Raw genomic sequence first — 19093 nt, 5'->3', positions numbered from 1 at the left:
CAACTGCAAATGTGTCACCTATACACCAACATCTAAAATTATGTCAGGATTTACTGCCATATCTGCACGCCTTACCTTGCCCCAAACACAAGCAAGAACAGATTATTAAGTAAAATGCGCTATTAATTTATCTGGAGACTATATGCCTTTAGAAATTAAATTAGTTTAACGAACTTTCTTAAAATAGTTGAATGGAGAGCCGCTAGGAATTGATTTATTTTGTTTAAACAACATAGTAAAAAATGAACATTCAACAGATTAAAATAATACCCGATACCTACGAGCCTTTTCACCTAGCACAAGGCTATCGTGTAGGAGACCTGCTATTTATTTCCGGACAAACAGCATTGAACGATGAGGGTAAATTGATAGGCATAGGAGATTTTGACACACAGGCACAAAAAGCATTTGAAAATCTAGAGAAGGTATTAAAGGCCGGCGGATCAAGCTTAAAAAACATAGTCAAAGTCACTATCATGCTTCGCGATATGCGTAACTTTGAAAAAATTGTAACACTTCGGGCCAAGTATTTTACAGCCCCATATCCGGCTGATACTATTATTGAAGTATCTTCCCTCTTCTCGCCCGATGCACTTATCGAGATAGAAGCCACAGCCGTGGCGGACGATGCCGCCGAATGGAAAAAATAAAAATTAGGGGGAGCTTTGGCTCCCTGCTACTTTTTCACCATTTCTTTGCGTATTTGGCTCAGAAAAACCGGTGTTATCCCCAAAAAGGAAGCAATATGTTTCTGCGGTAAACGCTGTTCGATATGGGGGTATTTTTCTAACAATGCCTGATAACGTTCCATGCCAGACATGCTTATATTGTTCAATATCCGCTGGTCTTGCGCCATACTGGCCCTTTCATTCAATATACGCCAAAAGCGTTCTGTTTTCGGAACACTTTGCATTAACGCTTCGCGCTGTTGTAGGTCTATCTGTAAAACTGCTGATTTCTCGATCGCTATAATGTTACGGCTGGCAGACTCCTGACGCAGAAAACTGTGCAGATCCGAGATCCACCAATCCTCCTGAGCAAAATGCAGTGTATGTTCATTCCCTTGCCTATCCACGTGGAAAGAACGTAAAAAACCCGTACACACATAACTTTCATAGCGGCATATTTCACCCTGCGCCAAAAGATACTGCCTGGGTAACAGTTCCCTTAAACGAAACTGTGAGCAGATATAGTCCTTCTCCTCCCCATTAAGATCAATGCGTTGCTCGAAATGTTGAAGTAATGCTTGATAGCAATCATTTGTATTTAGTGCTTTCATTTGCTTTTTTGACGTGTTTCAATAGCCATCAGCTATTGATAGGTTGAATGTATGAGTAATCTTCCATTATCTCCATGAATATTTGGAGTCCGTATTCCAACCTGATAGGAAGTTTACGTTCATATATGGTACAAAATTTAGCCCTACTTGATTAAAATTTATTTAGTATCTTCTACCTAGTTACATTATACCATGCCACCCATTACAGGGTCCGTTTTCAATGGTTTTCCTGTTTCTATTCTACCGGCAAAGCGTTCTGCAAAATCCTCATACCCCTTGCATCGCACCTCTACGTCGTACCAATTATGATTTTTGTTGACATCCAGTATGATAGTAGCAGTGCTCCCTCTTTCTACTACCAAATGCCTTGTCTTATCGCCGTAGCTTCTGTCTTCAACAAGCAGCTCGTGATCCTGCTCATCCTTATTAATCAACTTCAACAAGAGTTTGCCTGTCAAAGAGCCCCTTTCCCAGGCATCACTTTGATATAAGCAACTGATCTGTATCAGCGGATTATTATTAGCCGTACCGCTAAAAGATCGGTAAAAACCATTTGGACCATATACACCTAAATAATAATATCCATCGTCAAATTTATTTACTGGCCATTCGTCGCGCAGTTCGGTTCCGGCTTCAAGAGCATAATTCCAACTACGGCTTAGCTCCCCCCCATAAGAATTCAGGGCATATACTAGAAAAGGAGCGCCAGAGGCGTGCTTACCAAAGATCTGACTAGCCGCCTTAAAGCTAATCTCATATCGATTTAAAGCTTTATCATAGCAACCATTTACATAAAGCTCATACGGAAGCACACAAGCATCGCGAACACCTTTTTCCTGTTGCGGAAAAAACGGTGACGCCACCGCATTCCGATTAATGAGGTCAATTTCTTCGGTGGTCAAAGCCTTGAAGTTAGCTGGAAGTCCTTTGTATTTTGCTTGGTGAATCCCTTCCATGAAAGGTTCCTTTTCCAGACTCATTGGCTTTTTAATAGTCTCGCCCCCATAAGACCTAAAAGAAGATGTTAAATCGCCGCAGACCGCACGGCGCCAGGCCGTGATGTTAGTTTCTACAATAGGCTTCTTAAATTTCTTTGAAAGAAAAGTTTCCAAGAATTGCAAGGGTGAAGTATGGTCAAATACCTGGGAGTTCACCCATCCGCCCCTTGTCCAAGGAGATGCAACGATCAAGGGTACACGGAATCCCAACCCTATATTGCTTTCCCGACCACTTTCCGGATAATACTGCTCTTCTTGGCGTACAAATTCAGGCCTAACATCAATACCTGGCGATACTTTCCCTGTGCCATCCTTATACGGGTTAGGTGCTCCAAATGGCGGCACATGATCGAAATAGCCATCATTTTCGTCGTAGGTGAGAATAAAAATCGTTTTTTTCCAGACCTCCGGGTTTTGTGTAAGGATGTCCATTACCTCGCTCACATACCAAGCACCGAACCAAGGCGAGTCGGGATGGTCGGAGAACAATTGAGGAGGCGTAAGCCACGAAACGGTCGGTAGCTTACCATTATTAACGTCCTGTCTAAATTGATATAATATGTCTCCCTTCGGGATATTTAGCGCTCGTTTCGTTTGCCCATCTTTATACATGAGCCTTTCCAGCTTCATATAATCCGGATCGCCCGCATTATTCACAAAAGCCCTATCATGCAAAGCCTTCTCGCGATCGCTCAGTTGCTCATAGCGCTCTAAGGTATATAATTCTTGTTCAGCGATAACGTATTCCAATTTCTTTTTTAGTTCCGCTATTTTCTCGCCGCTATTTTCTGGCCTATACTCCCCGATTTTGTGTGATAGCTCTTCCTCTTGCTGATTAAGCAAATCGATATAACGCCTGCTAAGTTTCACGTTGTATTGTGGAAAATACTCCATTACATTACAACCGAAATTAGCCAACCAGCTGTTAGCCTCTCCACTGTAGCCTGCACTGCTCGAAGAAATTTCATTCTGGTAAATTTTCCAGTCGACACCCTGCTCTTCCAGACGTTCGGGAAACGTTTTCCAGTTAGCCTTTCCACTATACTCGGAGTCACCATTCCAAACCAAAGCCTTTCCGTCCAAGCCTTCCCGAATATTGCCTGTCCAGAAATACAAACGATTAGGATTGGTTCCTGTTAAGCTCGAGCAAAAGTGCTGATCGCAAATGGTAAAAGCATCAGCTAATGAATAATAAAAAGGAATATCTCCGCGTGTATAGTGCCCCATAGTGAGTGGTATCTCGGCAAATTCTTTGAATCCCGATCGTTTAACATCCAGCCATCGATCCATCTTTCCGCCGTTTCGTGCATCAGTCTGGTCGGTCCAATTATGCGGTAGGCAGCCCATCCACGTAATCTTGGAGTCCTTCATATCCAGCCGAAAAGGAGCAAAAGTTTCACCACTTTTACGCGTTTGGCACCAAACCTTATTCTTATTCGGTAAGCTGATCGCGCGTGGATCATTAAAACCACGTACGCCTTGTAAAGTACCAAAAGCATGATCAAAAGATCGGTTCTCCTGCATCAGTAGCACTACATGTTCGGCGTCCAGATAACTGCTACCGGAAGCTGGATCTATCGCCATCGCTTTCGCGATAGAGGCTGGCATCAAATGCATTAAAGAGGCACTTCCAGCAAACGTGGCTGCCTTTTTCAAAAAATCTCTCCTTGTATCCATCCTAAAAAATAAATCTAATTTATTATTTGTTAACAACAAATACCGTCCATTACGAATATTCCTTCAACAATTGCCTATAGCTGGTCAATACCGATGATTTGGAGATGAAACCAATAAACTTGTTATCACTATTTACAACTGGCAAATTCCAGGTACCAGTTTCATCAAAGGCCTTAATAATGTCTTTCATCTGGTCGGTTTCTTTGATGATGGCCGCGGGTGCTTTTACGATCTGTTTTAAATTCAAGCACTCCTGTAAATCATTATTAAAAAGAAAGGGGCGTATATCATCCAACGTAAAGATGCCTACGAGGTTCCTTTGCTGGTTCAAAACTGCAAAAGTATTCATTTTACCATTTTTAATAATATTAAGCAGATCTTCCAGGGGTGCATCATCCAAGATGATTTGTGCGTTTTTGCTCACCAGTTCACTTGTATCTAAAAGCGTCAAAATATTCTTATCATGTTCACGCGTAAAGATTTTACCTTCGTCAGCTAGTTTACGTAAGTCGGGAGATATCGGAGCGAACCATCTTGCCATTAAAAAGGAAATAACCGAAACAATCATCAGTGGAATAAAAAGATCATACCCTGAGCTAGATTCGGCAATCAGGAAGATGGCTGTCAGCGGTGCATATAATACACCACTCATCACCCCGGCCATTCCCACAAGCACCAGATTAGTTACCGGCACGTCGGTTAAACCTACGGCATGACATATCATTGCGAATAAATAGCCCAGCGTACCACCCGCAAATAAAGAAGGAGCGAAATTACCACCATTTCCCCCACTGAATATGGTGACCGAGGTAGCGAACGCTTTTAAGAGACATACAAAAGCAAGAAAAATGATAACGGAAAAGTTTTCAAAATCTAAATACCTGAAAAAACTGTTCTTCAGAACAGCCGCTGCCTGCCCATCATTAAGTAATTTAACAGTTTCATAGCCTTCCCCGAATAAAGGGGGCAATAAGAGACATAAAAGGGACAGGATGCATCCGCCAATTATTGCTTTTTGTATCCGTGAAAATCTGAGGTTATGGAAAAAGTGATCTACACGTTGAGAGACCAATACAAAGTATCTCGCATATAACCCCGTAAATACACCTAAAATCAAAAAATAAAGCAGATTATGATAATCGAAAGCTTCGCGCGAGTGAAAACCGAAAAGAACATCCTCCTGTAGAAAGATACGGGAAATAAGGCTACCACAAACAGCCGCTACCACCAACGGTATAAAGTCCGAAAACACGACCCCCGTAAGCAAAATCTCGAAGGCAAACATCATCCCCGCTATCGGTGCATTAAATGCAGAAGCGATACCAGCTGTTGCACCCGCAGCCAATAAAAGAGTTCGTTCCCTATATTCCAATTTATATGTTTGTGCGAAGTTCGATCCAATAGCCGAACCGGTGACGGCAATGGGACTTTCCAGCCCGGCAGAGCCACCCAAACCAACGGTAACCGCACTCTGTATTATTTGCGAATACATCTTGACAGAAGAGACAATGCTTGAATTTCTTGCAATTTCATAAAGAATTGCCCCTAAACCTTTCCGGTCTTGTCCTTTAAAAACAAAGACGACAATAAGCGTTGTCAGTACAATACCTAAAAACGGAAAAACAACGTAAAATAGCAGTTGGTATTCCAGATGCACTTTGGTGGTGATAAAATAATGGATATAATGGACAAGCGACTTTAGAACTACTCCCGCCAAGCCTGACGTAGATCCAACCAAAACGCCCGAAAGAATGAGGAACTGATTTCTGCTGAGCCTACTCTTGAGCCAGTGCAAAACAAGCTCATAACTTCGCGCTTTGTGTATGCTGTATTTTTGAAAATCTCTCTTAAATTTTAGAAAATTATGATATTTCCTTTTTGTACGTGTTCTCATGCTTAAAAAGCCTTTATATTACTTATAAGTTTAGAGGGAGAGTGTCTTAACAAGTAAAATTCTTTGGGCACAAAAGTAAAAAAATATCCTTAAACCATCATTATCAATTACGCCTTGAATGAGAGATTGTGTGCTTGAGAACACTCATTCGAGGTAAGGCCGGATCAAAAGATCTCTTTTTCCCGAAGGTTAAAATGAGCTATTCGGGAAGAACGGTCATCAAGTCGGGAAATACGGATATCTCCAGTGGGGCTTATCCAATCTACCTTTGTCTTAACAAAATTAACAAAGAAAAAGACATAGATTATGGAACACAGAAAATCAGTTTGGTTATCCCTCGCAACACTGCCCTTCTTATTTGCAGCCTGTAATAAAGATGACGACAATGGTCAACAAATGGATATGGCTTCTACCATTAGAGTGGAAAATGTACTTGATTCTAGGCCATTAGTACAATCGGGAACCTTTAAAAATGAGGGAAGTGCACCAGTGATTATGCCTGGTGAATCGATTTCCTTTCAGTTCTCGGCTGCCAAAGGTCAGGCACTTTCCTTTGCCACTATGTACGGCTGGTCGAACGACCTATTCTTCGCTCCGGCCAACCCGGGTATAACCTTATATACGGAAGATGGTGCTCCGATTGAGGGAGATGTTTCTTCCCAGATCAAGTTATGGGACAACGGCACTCGTATCAACCAGGTTCCAGGAGCAAATGTAAGTCATCCAGGTACAGCTGAAGCTAGCGGGCAAAACATCACCGAAGTCACAGGCACCGACGCGCAAGGCAACAGTTATGCAACGGCCTCATCGCTGATGAAGGCCAGCCTACACTATGAAGGCAATTCGACTTTTACATTGACCATCGAAAACACCTCCGGCAATACAAGCAATGCAACTCCGTTCAGTCCGGGTGTATGGACCATTTCTTATATAGCCGGGGGCGATCTCTTAAGTCCGAACCCCTTATATGAAGCGGGCAAACCCACCGCGAACGGCCTCACCAATATTGCAGAAATGGGAGATAACAGTGTATTGGGAGAATATATCCAGGGGCAAACCGGAATCTTCACTCCCCTTTCTCCGATACTGGTTGTTGTTTATCAAGGCAACGAAAATCCTATTTACAAAACAGGAGAGAATGACCGTGGAGAAGGCTTAAAGGAACTGGCCCAAAAGGGAGATGCCTCCTTACTGGCCGACCACCTGAAAACTGTGGAAGGTGTAAAAGAAGTGTACGTATTGCCTGCGGCAAGCTCGACGATCCTGTTGCCGAAAATAGGTGAACAGGCCGGAGGCAGCGTATCACAGCAATTGAATGTTGCCGAAGGCGACCGATTGGCTATTGCCACCATGTATGGCTTTTCCAACGACTGGTTTTTTGCATCGAAAGATAACGGTGTAGACGCCACGCAGAAGGGCGATATATCTACGGCTATCGGTTTATTTGATAACGGTACCGCAGTGAATCAGTTCCCAGGTGCCGGCATTACACAGTTTAACTTAGCAGGTACACCTTTAGAAGAAAGCGAAGCTATTAGAGAGGTACCGAACCCCAACGCTTTCACTACCCTACCAGCTATCCAAAACATCATCAAAGTAACACTAGAATAAATCAATAACACCCCTGGAAGAAGTCACGAAAGTGCGCTTCTTCCTCAAAAAAATCGACATGGAAAAAATATTCAGCCTCTTAAAAAAGGAAGAAATATCAGAAAAGAACCGCAAACTTTTCGAAAAGATGGAGCAATCATTTGGCAAAGTACCAAACCTATATAACGTGATAGCGTACTCAGAACATGCTTTAGAAGCCTACCTGCAATTAGAGGACAGTCCCTCCTCTCTAACGGCCAAAGAAGTAGAAGCTGTTAACCTGGTAGTAAGTCAGGTCAATAATTGTATTTATTGCCTAAGCGCTCATACTGTCATCGCAAAGACGACAGGCATTAGCGGGGACTTGGCATTGGAGATCAGGGCAGGTAGCGTTTCTTCCGACGAGAAATTGAACAGCCTTGTGAAGTTAACAAAGGCAATCACCGAAAACCATCCTCATATTGATGGAGCGCTGATCACTTCATTTTTCGATTCGGGATACACGAAAGAAAATTTGGTCGACCTGATCATGTTGATTGGCGACAGGACCATTAGTAACCTATTACATGCAGTCACACAAGTGCCCGTGGATTTTCCATTGGCAAAAGAAATAGCATAATAGGCAATTTTTAAAGATCCGATCCATGAGAAATATAAAAACGATGAGTCATCAAGCAATTCATGTAGCGATGGCAATAATAACAATAACTATCTTCCTGACACTGAATATAACGAAGGCACAGGATAAAATGGGTAAAGAAAACAAGATGGAGATGTCGTCCAGAATGAATACGGATGAACCCATGTATATGATACCGCAAAATCCAACAGATATCAGCCCTTTGCTCATCGGTGAATCGATTCCAACAGTAAGGCTCAAAGATGCCTCCGGAAAGGAATTTGATCTGAATAAAGCAATAGCAAGCAAACCAACCGTCCTAATTTTTTACAGAGGTGGATGGTGCCCATATTGCTCCAAACAGCTTTCCGGTTTACAGGAGCTGATGCCGGAGCTGGAAAAAATCGGTTATCAACTACTCGCCATTAGTACCGATAGCCCTGAAGGATTGATCCAATCGGCCTCGAAGGAGCAATTAGGTTATACATTGCTTTCAGATGCCGACCTACAGGTATCCAAAAAATTTGGCCTTGCGTTCAAAGCGCCCAAAGGTTATTGGGAAATGCTGCCCAAAACCACTGGAGGTATAGATAAGGAGCTATTGCTGCCCGTTCCCTCAGTATTTATTCTGGATAGGGCTGGCAAAATACATTATGAATACATTAACCCGGATTTCAAACAACGTCTTAGTCCCGACTTATTGAAAGCGGTGGCGACGACGATCTATAAAGACCTGTAAGATGAAAAGTGTGAACAACTATCCAAAAGCACTGCGCATTATATGCTGTTGCCTTGCATTGTTTCTTAGCAGTGCGGCCGAAGCGCAGATGAAAGAGCAATCTACCATGGCCAAAGGCATCCATTTCACGGATGGCCAATGGAAAGATATCTCCACCAAGGCAAAAAAAAGCGGCAAATATATTTTTGTGGATGCCTACACAAGCTGGTGTGGCCCCTGTAAATTGCTGAAATCGAAAACATTCATGGAGGATGGAGCGGCTGCCTATTTCAATGACCATTTTATCAACTATACTATAGATATGGAAAAGGGTGAGGGCATCGAACTTGCAGAACAATGGGAAGTAACAGCCTACCCAACGTTGCTATTCTTCAGTCCAGACGGGAAACTGCTTATGCGGCAAGTAGGTTTTGTGAATGGAGACAGACTAGTGGCCTTCGGAAAGCAAGCAAAGACAAAGAAATAAGCGGTCAGCAGCGCTCAAAAAAAACAGGTATATTAGTACAAGAATAGGCCGTAGCTTTAAATAACGATACGTATATGATCAGCGAATACAATGAAAAAGGAACGCTCGGACGTTTTGTAATGCACCACAATAATAAATTACTGTCGGGCAGTGGTTTACGGAAAAATGATCCTGAACCGATCAACACTTTTATTTATAATAAAGGTGCTGCACAACAGGTAAAAATTGATGAGGTTACCTACCTCATGCCCGAAGCCAGCATCCTACCATTAGTTTCCAACCAGCACTTTCAGTTCGAACGTCCCGGAGAGCTGGTAGCGTGGCAGTTCAACCGCGAATTTTATTGTATCCTGAACCACGATGCAGAAGTAGGGTGCGTTGGCTTCCTATTCTATGGAATCCACCACCCCATGTTCATCAAATTGGAACCTGCAGAAACGGATGAAATGCAGCATCTATTGCAAGTGTTCTCCAGCGAAATGCAGGTGAGAGATAATTTCCAAGGTGAGATGCTGAGAACCCTGCTCAAAAGAGTAATCATCAAGACAACACGTATAGCCAAACAGCAATGCGAAAGCTATCAGTTATTTCCAGATGAAAAGATGGATTTGATCCGGAAATTTTCGCTGATACTCGAAGGAAATTTCAAAAAGGAACATGAGGTGAAGTTCTATGCCGCTGCGCTGAACAAATCACCCAAAACGCTGAGCAACACGTTTGCCCTTTTAAAGCAACCGGCACCATCCGTGCTCATCCGCAACCGAATTATCCTGGAGGCTAAGCGATACCTACACTATACAGATAAATCGGCCAAAGAGATCGCTTATGAACTAGGATTTGAGAGCCCCGCACATTTTAGCCGCTTCTTTAAACAACAGACCGGAAGCAACACTTCCGAATTCAAAACTACAGAGCAGAACGATTAAACAATACAGTGATGGTAGCAATAGAAATGCCCCTTTTGGAGGCTGTAAGTGAAGCAAACAAAAACTATGTTGCATATTTCGAGAAACGACTCGGGCATATACCGAACCTTTTTCTATCCATGATGCACTCAACGCATGCATTTGGCAATTATCACCACTTTCAAGGCCGCAAGACCTCCCTCAGCTTAAGAGAGCGAGAAGTGGTGAGCCTGGTGCTAGCACAATGCAATGGCTCGCTCTACTGCCTCAGTGCACACACCATGATAGCCAAACTCAATGGATTTAGTGATAAAGAGGTCATGCAGCTAAGACAGGGGAAGGCTGATTTTGACCCCAAGCTCAACGCACTGGCACAGCTCGTCAAAGCAATGGCAGAAAAAAGGGGCCATCATATAGCAGTCGAATTAGACAGCTTCTTTGATAGCGGGTACACCAATGAACAGCTAATAGACCTCCTTCATACCATAGGTGAAAATTATATTAGTAACCTAACGGCAAAAACACTAAAAGTGCCCATTGATTTTCCCTTGGCACCAGCACTTGATAAAGAGAATAACGATGACTGTAAAGAAAGATAATCGCCCAGGAGTAGCAATCGTAAGATGCCTCGCCCTGTTGTTGCTGCTCAGCCCTATAGTGGCCTGTGGCTGGCAGCAAAAGAATAATGGCCATTCAAACGGCTCAACCGACACCACGATAATGAAAACAGCTACCGCAAACAAGACGGCTACTGCAACCTTTGCTGCGGGTTGCTTCTGGTGTGTGGAAGAACAGTTCAAGCAATTAAACGGAGTGGAAAGCGTAACCTCAGGTTATACCGGTGGAACCGTACCTAATCCGTCTTACAAAGAGGTTTGCACAGGAACAACTGGACATGCCGAAGCATGCAATATTGTATACGATCCCTCAAAAATTTCCTATGAGCAATTACTGGAAGCATTTTTCGTAGCCCATGATCCCACCCAATTGAACAGACAGGGTAATGATGAGGGAACACAATACCGTTCGGCAATTTTTTACCACAATGCCGAACAGAAAGAATTGGCTACTTATTATATCAAACGCCTGAATAAGGAGAAAGCTTATAACGCCACCATTGTGACGCAAGTTGTACCTTATGGTACATTCTATAAAGCGGAAGACTATCATCAGGACTATTATGCCAATAACATGAATGCCCCTTATTGTCAGATGGTCATCAAACCAAAATTGGATAAGTTTCGCAAAGTTTTTCAGGAGAAACTGAAACATGGAAAGGGTATGTAAGATGAATAATAAACTAGAAAAATGGCACTTTTTTGCATTGCATATTGGTCTTCTTCTTTTGATAAGCTGCCACAGCAATGCCCGCCAAAGCAATACAATGGATCCTAAAGAAAAACATCAAAATCCTTACTATTCACGTACGGATACTATGCACCTAAAGGTATCCGACAGAGAATGGAAGAAAATCCTTCCAGACGATCTCTATCAGGTAGCTCGAAAACAGGGAACGGAACAAGCTTTCACGGGAAAATACTGGGATAGCGAAACAAGAGGAACTTATTATTGTGCCGTCTGCGGCAACAGGCTTTTCCGATCAGATGCCAAATTTGCCAGCAGCTGTGGCTGGCCGAGCTTCTTTGAGCCTGCCCGCAAAGGAAGTGTGTATTACAAAAATGATGACTCCTATAACATGCATCGTATTGAAGTAAGATGCTCCCGTTGCGATTCGCATTTAGGACATATATTTGACGATGGCCCTCCGCCAACTCACAAACGTTACTGCATGAATTCCGTCTGTCTGGATTTCGAACCAGACCGGCAATAAAAGCGAAGAAAAATAAATTATTCTCATGAAAAAATTACTATGGCTGCTACTGCTGTGCCAGGTGCAGCCGCTTTTTGCCCAGATTAAAGAGGTTGTTGACTGGAAGTACCAAGTCAATAAGATTAACAATGAAGAGTACGAGGCTGTATTAAGTGCGACCATCGACAAAGGCTGGCATCTTTATTCCAAAGACCTGCCGCCTGAAACAGGAATACCCACCAACCTTGAAATCAGTACCGAAAATATTCGGCCTATCGGAGATGTAATAGAAGTGGGTAAGAAAAAATCCGAGTTCAGTGAAGCCTTTGGTGCCCGCATCGTATATTATGCAGATTCAGCAAAATTCATCCAGCGTTTTCGGTTAGAGAACCAGGGAAGTGATGCGGAGGTCCGCCTACAGATTACCTTCCAAGCCTGCGATGATCGGATATGTCTAGCACCGAATACGCTGGAGTTTACGCAGGCCATCAGCATGGGTGATATAGCCGATGTCGGAACAATGGACATTGCCAAAGATGCCGGCAATAACGCTGCAGGCACGGCGGGTAATGATGTGATCAAAGTAAAAACGCTTGACCCCGATCATCCCTTAACAAATAGCGGAGCCGCACAGGAAAGGACAAATGACGGGAACGGATTAGTCTTCGTGCTGGGTTTTTTAGGTGGACTGATTGCATTATTGACGCCCTGTGTGTTTCCCATGATTCCGTTGACCGTTTCTTTCTTTACAAAAAGTACTTCCGATAAAAAGAAAGGTAGAAGAAACGCCTTAACATACAGCTTTTTTATTCTTGCTATTTTTCTGGCGCTAAGCCTACCCTTCCATCTGATTGATGGTATCAGTGGCAATATCTTTAATGAAATTGCCACCAGTATATGGCTGAACCTCCTTTTTTTCGTGGTCTTCGTATTTTTTGCCCTTAGTTTTTTTGGCTACTATAACATCAGCTTGCCAAGCTGGCTAGTTAACAGATCATCCAAAGCAGAGGACGCAGGCGGAATAGTGGGCATCTTTTTTATGGCCTTTACACTCGTTATCGTTTCATTTTCCTGTACCGGCCCTATACTTGGAAGTTTGCTGGGAGGAGTTGCTTCGGCGTCCAGGAATGTCCCTTTGCTGCTCACTTTCGCTTTGGGTGGTTTCGGTCTAGCTTGGGCACTAATATTTGGGGCCTTGGCACTTTTTCCGCAGCTGCTAGCTTCACTTCCCAAGTCTGGTAGCTGGATGAATACCCTGAAAGTGGTATTAGGATTTATTGAATTAGCCCTGGCACTGAAATTTCTTTCCAAAGCAGATCTGGTTTCTAAAACATTCCTATTTAAAAGGGAGGTGTTCATTGGCTTATGGATGCTTATCGCGATTGCACTGGCATTTTACCTTTTCGGGAAATTGAAATTTCCTTATGACAGCAGAAATGAAAAAATATCTCCATTAAGGAAGTTATTTGCCACCGTGATGATGCTCTTCGCCTTCTATTTAGCGCAAGGGCTTGTACCTTCCACTCAACCCAGACTTGCTTTACTGAGCGGAATCCTCCCACCACTGAATGTCAGCTTTTACGCCTCACCGGAAGAGGGTGTTTTAGGTCTTCATCCGCAGCACGATTACTTCAAGGCCATTACCCTAGCACAAAAAGAGGGTAAGCCCGTACTAATAGATTTCACCGGCTACGGCTGCGAGAACTGTCGTAAAATGGAGGAGTTTGTTTGGAGTGAACCAGCTATCTTACCCTTGCTTAAGAAAGAGGTCATACTCGCTTCCCTTTATGTAGACGATCGAGAGGAACTGGCACATGATCAACAACAGTCTATCGATATTGGCAATGGAAGAAGAAAAAAAATCAGGACAGTAGGTGATAAATGGTCACTGTTTCAGCAGTTAAACTTCAACAATAATTCTCAGCCTCATTATGTACTCATAACACCCGATGGGAAGGTAATCAACCCACCGGTTTCAGGATACATGTCTAAAAAAGACTTTAGCATGTTCCTCCAAAGCGGCCTTGATTATTTTCATGCAAAGGAGTCTTAACATATCCATCTGACGCAAATGATACGCGCGTCATTACACACTAAACCCGCTACGAACAAGGTCACGGGTTTAGTGTGTAACAGAGTCGCCCTACTGATAGGAGACGGATCCAATGGCGGCTTCCGCACAATACTATAAATCTCAATCAGACAAATGCTTCTTCAGATCCTTTTCCAAATCTAATTTTCTGAAAGCAGGTAAAGCTAAACCAGTGGTAACAACAGTGAGTAAAGTCATTGTACCCCCAAAAACAACTGAGGTGACCGTCCCCATCAAACGTGCGGTCAACCCGCTTTCAAAGGCACCCAATTCATTGGACGATCCTACAAAGATGGCATTAACGGAAGCCACCCTACCCCGCATAGCATCTGGTGTTCGCAGTTGTAAAATTGTATCCCGAATGATCATGGAGACACCATCCGTCACCCCACTGAAAAACAACGCTATAACCGACAGCCAAAAACTGGTAGACAGGCCGAAGACCAAGATGCTTAAGCCAAATCCAAAAACAACAGACAATAACTTCATCCCAGCGTTTTTATACAATGGAAAGTAGGCCGATACAATCATGATCAAGGAAGTGCCTACAGCAGGCGCCGCCCGCAAGATACCGAAACCCTCCGAGCCCACCTTTAAAATATCTTGCGCAAACACGGGTAAAATGGCTACAGCGCCCCCAAACAACACGGCCACCATATCCAAGGTAATCGCCCCTAAAACCGATTTTTCGCGAAATACAAAACGTAGACCTTCGCTGAGACTGTTCCATACCGATTGATCGGTTTCCTTATTCATGATCGGCTTCTTGCTGATACCCGTTAAGGTAATTAAAGCCAATAGAGAGAAGCCAAAGATGACACACATAGACCAATGTACACCAATCATACCGATGGTAAAACCACCCAATGCTGGCCCCAACACACGGGCCAGTTGCCCTACCGTACTGTTCCAGGTAGCTCCGTTAGGATACAACCTCCTTGGCAAAATGAAAGCCATCAGCGAGAAAACGGTAGGTCCTATAAAAGCTCTCACAAATCCACCTAGAAAGACCAAAACATAGATACCCAGCAGCACCGTATGGGATGACATGCCCGCAACAACACGCGGCCATGTTAACAAAAACAAGCCGAGACTAATCGCCGAAAAACCAGTGATACAATTCATCAAAAGTGTTCTGTTGTCTTTTCTATCGGCCACATGTCCGGCAAATAAGGCCATAAGTACCGCCGGGATCACCTCTAAAAGCCCTATATAACCCAAAGCCAAAGGCGATTTTGTGATACTATAAACCTCCCATTCGATTACCACAAATTGCATTGACCATGCAAATACGATGGCAAAGCGTACAAGGAGAAAACGATTAAATTCCGGATATTTGAAGGATGCGTAAGGTTCTGAGTTAACCATGCTTAAAATTTGATGGGCCAAAATAGAGAAAATGATGCATAAAAGCAATCCCTAACATATAGCTATTGCTAAGAGATTTTGTCATTAAAGAAAATCTATTAAATTGCCCGGCAAACAAATACGTAAAATTGAGTAGAACAATCATGAGCGGAAACCCTAATTCCATCCCCTTAAATACGATGGCCGATACGTTCGGAACTGGTATTTTCTTAGAAACGGCCTCATTGAAAGAACTGGAATTATATGAGCAGGCAACACAAGCCCATCGCGACGATTATCATTTATTTTGCGTTCAGGAAAAAGGAACGACTACTTTTGAAATCGATTTTCAAAGGCATCAAGTAGCGGGAGCTGCCGTTATCTATATACAACCCAATCAGGTCCATCGCGTAATAAACCTTGAAAAAGTAAATCTCCGTGTACTGATCATCAGTCATGACAACCTGAATGCTGACATCCTCCGCATACTGCAAGAAATTGCGCCAGTGAAACCACTAAAATTAAGCAAAGAGACTTTTGACCTAGTCTCCGAAGCCATTTCGCTGTGCTTTAAATTTTTCGAAAGAAAACAGGAAACGTTATACCAGTCCATATTAAAAGCAAGTTGCAATGCATTGGCAGCATTGATTACCTCGCAGTATTTAGCACTCGCTAAACCGACAGAAAACCTGTCCCGTTTTGAAATAATCACGAAAGCATTCAAATCTATATTGGAACGTGATTTCGTACTTACAAAAAGGCCAGCTGACTATGCCGAAAAGCTAAAGATATCGACGGTTTATTTGAACGAATGTGTCAAAAAGACCACCGGCCAACCCCTAAGCTATCATATTCAGCAACGCATCATACTCGAAGCCAAACGTTTACTGTACCATTCTAACAAATCGGTAAAAGAAATAGCGTTCGAATTAGGTTATGACGATTATCCCTATTTTTCCAGGTTGTTTACCAAAACTGTTGGCATGACCGCTTTATCCTTCCGGAAGAAAAACCTTGATTAGTCCAATACTTACCACGTTTTAGCCTTTTTTGAGCTGCTTATTCTGGGTTTCTTTGTTCAAAAAAACAAGATTATGCCAAGCGCTCCGAAATGGGTATTCGATGTTTTCGATCGTCTTTTATCCGCAAAGTCGTCATCAATGGTGGTTACCGAAGTGGAATACCTATCAAATACAGTAAAAAGAATCCAATTTAAAGGAAATTTTCAAGACTTAAATGTTGGCGTGGGAAGCTTTATAGATTTCCGTGTCAGTGATACTGAGGCGAGGCGATATACCGTTTCTTATGTGGATGCTACTCGTAGCCTATTGGAATTAATCGTCCACCTCCATGGCGAAGCCCCCGGAAGTTGTTTCATGGGCAAACTGAGTATGGGCGACAAGGTTGATATCAACCCGCCAAGAGCATATAAGTATTACGATCCATCGGTAGAAAAATATGTTATTTTCGGCGATGAAACCTCCTTAGGTCTTGCCTGTTCTTTCTTACCTGTTCTTCGAGAAAATCGGCACCAATTTCAATTCTATTTAGAACTAGACGAAGAGAATGAAAACATCGCCACACTTCTACAATTGAAAAACTGTGTCATATTTAAAAAAAACGGCTCCTTCAGTAATGAAAAATGGGTGAACGAATTGCCGATTATTCAATCGCCCGAATGGCGGCAATCAACCTTTATTCTAACCGGAAATGCAAAATCAGTCCGAACGTTCCGGAAGGTTTTAAAAGCCAGCAACCAGGGTAAAATAGTTTCACATGGTTATTGGCTTGAAGGGAAAAAAGGATTATAAATAAAAAATTTACCTGATGATTTTTATATTTCAAACTTCCGTGCAGTGCGAAGAAGATATTCAGCAATTAAAGCCCCATTTGGACAAAATAAAGCCATGGGCAAAATGGAATTTTGACCTAGAAGATTGCGACAAAATCCTACGGATTGATGCTCCAACTAACGATGCGGGGGAAATAATCCATATCTTACAGACCAATGGTTTTGTATGTGAAGAATTATTCTATTAGTTCTATTATTAACTGATATATATTCTCCGCAAATTATGCGGAGAATAATAAGTTGTCTCCTGCGGAAACGGTACCCCGAAAGGGCTATCATAGCAATTGGACGGCATCTTTAGCCGCAGTTCTTTACTGTCTAAAAAACTCCACATCATCCAAGCTGCAGTAGGTATTGTTTCCAAGACTTTGCAAGCCAATGGTACACTGTCCGTTGCTAACCTGAATATTGGCAATCTGGATTTTTTGCCAAGCTGATTGTGGCACAATATCCTTATTGATCTGCGCACCACCGTGGTCTTTCACGAAAAGAGAATGACCAGTAGCACCCACAGAACCCCGTACCCAAGCCTGAAACGTATAAGTTCCATTGCTTAAGCCCGTGATGGTCTGATTCGTTGAAACATTATAGGCACTGTTCTTAAAATGGGTTAAACGGAAGCCACCCATATGGCCACCGGCTTCAGTATAATTCGCATCCGGATTAGCCCCTGCTGTAAGCCAACCTGTGGGAGATGTAGATGCCACTGTATCCACTTCAAAACCTGGGTTGGAAACATAAGAGAATCCATCCATTCCCACCGTTGGACTTTTCGTTGTAGCATCAAAAATACTCTTGTTAACCGCGGGATGATCATAAGCCTCCGGCTCCCAATAATAAACCCCAAGTCCTCTCCCATTCGGTAAGCTGGAAACATCCTGTAAGAGTCTGGCAATCATCTCCCGCGCCGCTTCCGGTTCATACTGATAATAACCACATTCAGCCACCATCAACTCTTTGTCATACTTACTCACCAGTGCCTGCATATTGCTATTTGAATTAGTTAACACCGCATCAAAAGTTTCCAGACCGGGATATACCGACAAACCGATCACATCAAAATGAGCACCATTTGCCAGCAGTCCGTCCAACACATATTCACAGTTAGCATTATCATATCCCCTGGAAAAGTGTATCACCACCTTCATCGAGCTATTCACCGCTTTAACCGCCTCATAACCTGCTTGGTGTAAGACCGCATAATTAGCCATATTGCCCGAAGGGATGTGACCTACCGGCCATAACATTCCATAATCCGTTTCATTGCCTACCTGCACATAAGCGGGTACAACCCCATTGGCAATTAATTCTTCCAAACATTCAGTCGTATGGTTCCGTACCGCGTCGGCCAATTGCGTTAACGTATAACCGGTCCATGCCACCGGTATATTTTGCTTCTTCGGGTCGGCCCAACTATCGCTATAATGAAAATCAATAAACAGCTTCATTCCCGCATTTTTAGCACGAACCGCCTTTTCCACTACATCCGCAATCCCATTGTACAAGTTGGCACTGGTGGGGTTCACCCAAACACGTAAGCGGATGGTATTGATACCCCGTTCTTTCAAAATAACGAACAGATCTTGCTGATCAGTCGTATTGAAAAACACCCGACCTTTATCTTCCATCTCGGTCAAAAAGCCCACATCCGCACCCCGTAAAAAGCTGTATTGATTACTGGAAAGCAGGGACGTATTTTTCATGCCATCACCTATGGCAGCCAGTTTGTCTGCCTGCTCCAGATCGACCTTCGATTTACTGCAGCCGAAAGCGAGTCCTAAAAGACCTGTTAACAATAAGCGAGTTTTCATAATTTATTTTATTG

The 19093-nt window shown here is 43.0% G+C and carries 18 protein-coding genes; 13 read left to right on the top strand and 5 right to left on the bottom strand.

Features of this window, described 5'->3' with window-relative positions; translation table 11 throughout:
- Positions 1-242: 242 nt before the first annotated feature.
- Complete coding sequence (locus BMY50_RS01250; RefSeq protein ID WP_093317087.1) at positions 243-650, top strand: RidA family protein; 408 nt, start codon at positions 243-245, stop codon at positions 648-650.
- Between the two features lie 26 nt (positions 651-676).
- Here BMY50_RS01250 and BMY50_RS01245 read toward each other — a convergent pair whose 3' ends face one another.
- The 3 genes from BMY50_RS01245 to BMY50_RS01235 form a co-directional block, all read right to left on the bottom strand.
- Positions 677-1279: a Crp/Fnr family transcriptional regulator gene (locus tag BMY50_RS01245; protein ID WP_093317083.1), complete on the bottom strand. Its 603-nt coding sequence runs from the start codon at positions 1277-1279 to the stop codon at positions 677-679.
- 185 nt (positions 1280-1464) lie between these two features.
- Positions 1465-3954: a phosphocholine-specific phospholipase C gene (locus BMY50_RS01240; RefSeq protein ID WP_093317078.1), complete on the bottom strand. Its 2490-nt coding sequence runs from the start codon at positions 3952-3954 to the stop codon at positions 1465-1467.
- Positions 3955-4003: 49 nt separating this feature from the next.
- Entirely contained in the window at positions 4004-5848 is a 1845-nt protein-coding gene (locus BMY50_RS01235; RefSeq protein WP_093317074.1) for a chloride channel protein, read from the bottom strand.
- A 306-nt stretch (positions 5849-6154) separates the two neighbouring features.
- Here BMY50_RS01235 and BMY50_RS01230 point away from each other — a divergent pair, with 306 nt between their 5' ends.
- The 9 genes from BMY50_RS01230 (at position 6155) to BMY50_RS01190 (ending at position 14030) form a co-directional block, all read left to right on the top strand.
- Complete coding sequence (locus tag BMY50_RS01230; RefSeq protein WP_093317071.1) at positions 6155-7459, top strand: spondin domain-containing protein; 1305 nt, start codon at positions 6155-6157, stop codon at positions 7457-7459.
- A gap of 58 nt (positions 7460-7517) precedes the next feature.
- Positions 7518-8057, top strand: coding sequence for a carboxymuconolactone decarboxylase family protein (locus BMY50_RS01225; protein ID WP_093317068.1), 540 nt, complete (start codon positions 7518-7520; stop codon positions 8055-8057).
- Positions 8058-8082: 25 nt separating this feature from the next.
- Positions 8083-8796 carry a peroxiredoxin-like family protein gene (locus tag BMY50_RS01220; protein WP_238383637.1) on the top strand — a complete coding sequence of 238 codons (714 nt, stop codon included), beginning with the start codon at positions 8083-8085 and terminating at the stop codon, positions 8794-8796.
- Position 8797: 1 nt separating this feature from the next.
- Positions 8798-9262, top strand: a complete 465-nt coding sequence (locus BMY50_RS01215; RefSeq protein ID WP_093317064.1) for a thioredoxin family protein — start codon at positions 8798-8800, stop codon at positions 9260-9262.
- Positions 9263-9336: 74 nt separating this feature from the next.
- Positions 9337-10188 carry an AraC family transcriptional regulator gene (locus BMY50_RS01210; protein ID WP_093317061.1) on the top strand — a complete coding sequence of 284 codons (852 nt, stop codon included), beginning with the start codon at positions 9337-9339 and terminating at the stop codon, positions 10186-10188.
- Positions 10189-10199: 11 nt separating this feature from the next.
- Complete coding sequence (locus BMY50_RS01205) at positions 10200-10766, top strand: carboxymuconolactone decarboxylase family protein (protein ID WP_093317058.1); 567 nt, start codon at positions 10200-10202, stop codon at positions 10764-10766.
- Positions 10747-11454 (top strand): peptide-methionine (S)-S-oxide reductase MsrA, encoded by a 708-nt coding sequence (gene msrA, locus BMY50_RS01200; RefSeq protein ID WP_093317055.1) that lies wholly within the window; start codon positions 10747-10749, stop codon positions 11452-11454. The genes BMY50_RS01205 and msrA overlap by 20 nt, the downstream gene beginning before the upstream one ends.
- The gene (gene msrB, locus BMY50_RS01195) at positions 11438-11998 is read left to right on the top strand and encodes a peptide-methionine (R)-S-oxide reductase MsrB (RefSeq protein ID WP_238383636.1); all 561 of its coding nucleotides are present in this window, start codon (positions 11438-11440) and stop codon (positions 11996-11998) included. Before msrA ends, msrB begins: the two co-directional genes overlap by 17 nt.
- A gap of 25 nt (positions 11999-12023) precedes the next feature.
- Positions 12024-14030 carry a protein-disulfide reductase DsbD family protein gene (locus BMY50_RS01190; RefSeq protein ID WP_093317049.1) on the top strand — a complete coding sequence of 669 codons (2007 nt, stop codon included), beginning with the start codon at positions 12024-12026 and terminating at the stop codon, positions 14028-14030.
- 141 nt (positions 14031-14171) lie between these two features.
- On the opposite strand, the gene BMY50_RS01185 is transcribed toward BMY50_RS01190, so the two are convergent.
- Positions 14172-15437, bottom strand: a complete 1266-nt coding sequence (locus BMY50_RS01185; protein WP_093317046.1) for an MFS transporter — start codon at positions 15435-15437, stop codon at positions 14172-14174.
- A gap of 128 nt (positions 15438-15565) precedes the next feature.
- Here BMY50_RS01185 and BMY50_RS01180 point away from each other — a divergent pair, with 128 nt between their 5' ends.
- The 3 genes from BMY50_RS01180 (at position 15566) to BMY50_RS01170 (ending at position 17456) form a co-directional block, all read left to right on the top strand.
- A complete protein-coding gene (locus BMY50_RS01180; RefSeq protein ID WP_238383635.1) occupies positions 15566-16438 on the top strand; it encodes a helix-turn-helix domain-containing protein in 873 nt (290 codons plus the stop codon).
- A gap of 72 nt (positions 16439-16510) precedes the next feature.
- Positions 16511-17227: an FAD-binding oxidoreductase gene (locus BMY50_RS01175; protein WP_093317040.1), complete on the top strand. Its 717-nt coding sequence runs from the start codon at positions 16511-16513 to the stop codon at positions 17225-17227.
- A gap of 16 nt (positions 17228-17243) precedes the next feature.
- The gene (locus tag BMY50_RS01170; protein WP_093317037.1) at positions 17244-17456 is read left to right on the top strand and encodes a hypothetical protein; all 213 of its coding nucleotides are present in this window, start codon (positions 17244-17246) and stop codon (positions 17454-17456) included.
- A gap of 123 nt (positions 17457-17579) precedes the next feature.
- Here the strand turns inward: BMY50_RS01170 and BMY50_RS01165 are convergent, their stop codons facing one another.
- Positions 17580-19079 carry a glycoside hydrolase family 53 protein gene (locus tag BMY50_RS01165; RefSeq protein WP_093317034.1) on the bottom strand — a complete coding sequence of 500 codons (1500 nt, stop codon included), beginning with the start codon at positions 19077-19079 and terminating at the stop codon, positions 17580-17582.
- Between the last annotated feature and the right edge of the window lie 14 nt (positions 19080-19093).

It is taken from the genome of Olivibacter domesticus, assembly GCF_900109575.1.
Taxonomy (GTDB): Bacteria; Bacteroidota; Bacteroidia; order Sphingobacteriales; family Sphingobacteriaceae; genus Olivibacter; species Olivibacter domesticus.
Note: the sequence above shows the minus strand (reverse complement) of the source record. Positions and strands in the feature narration are given on the sequence as shown.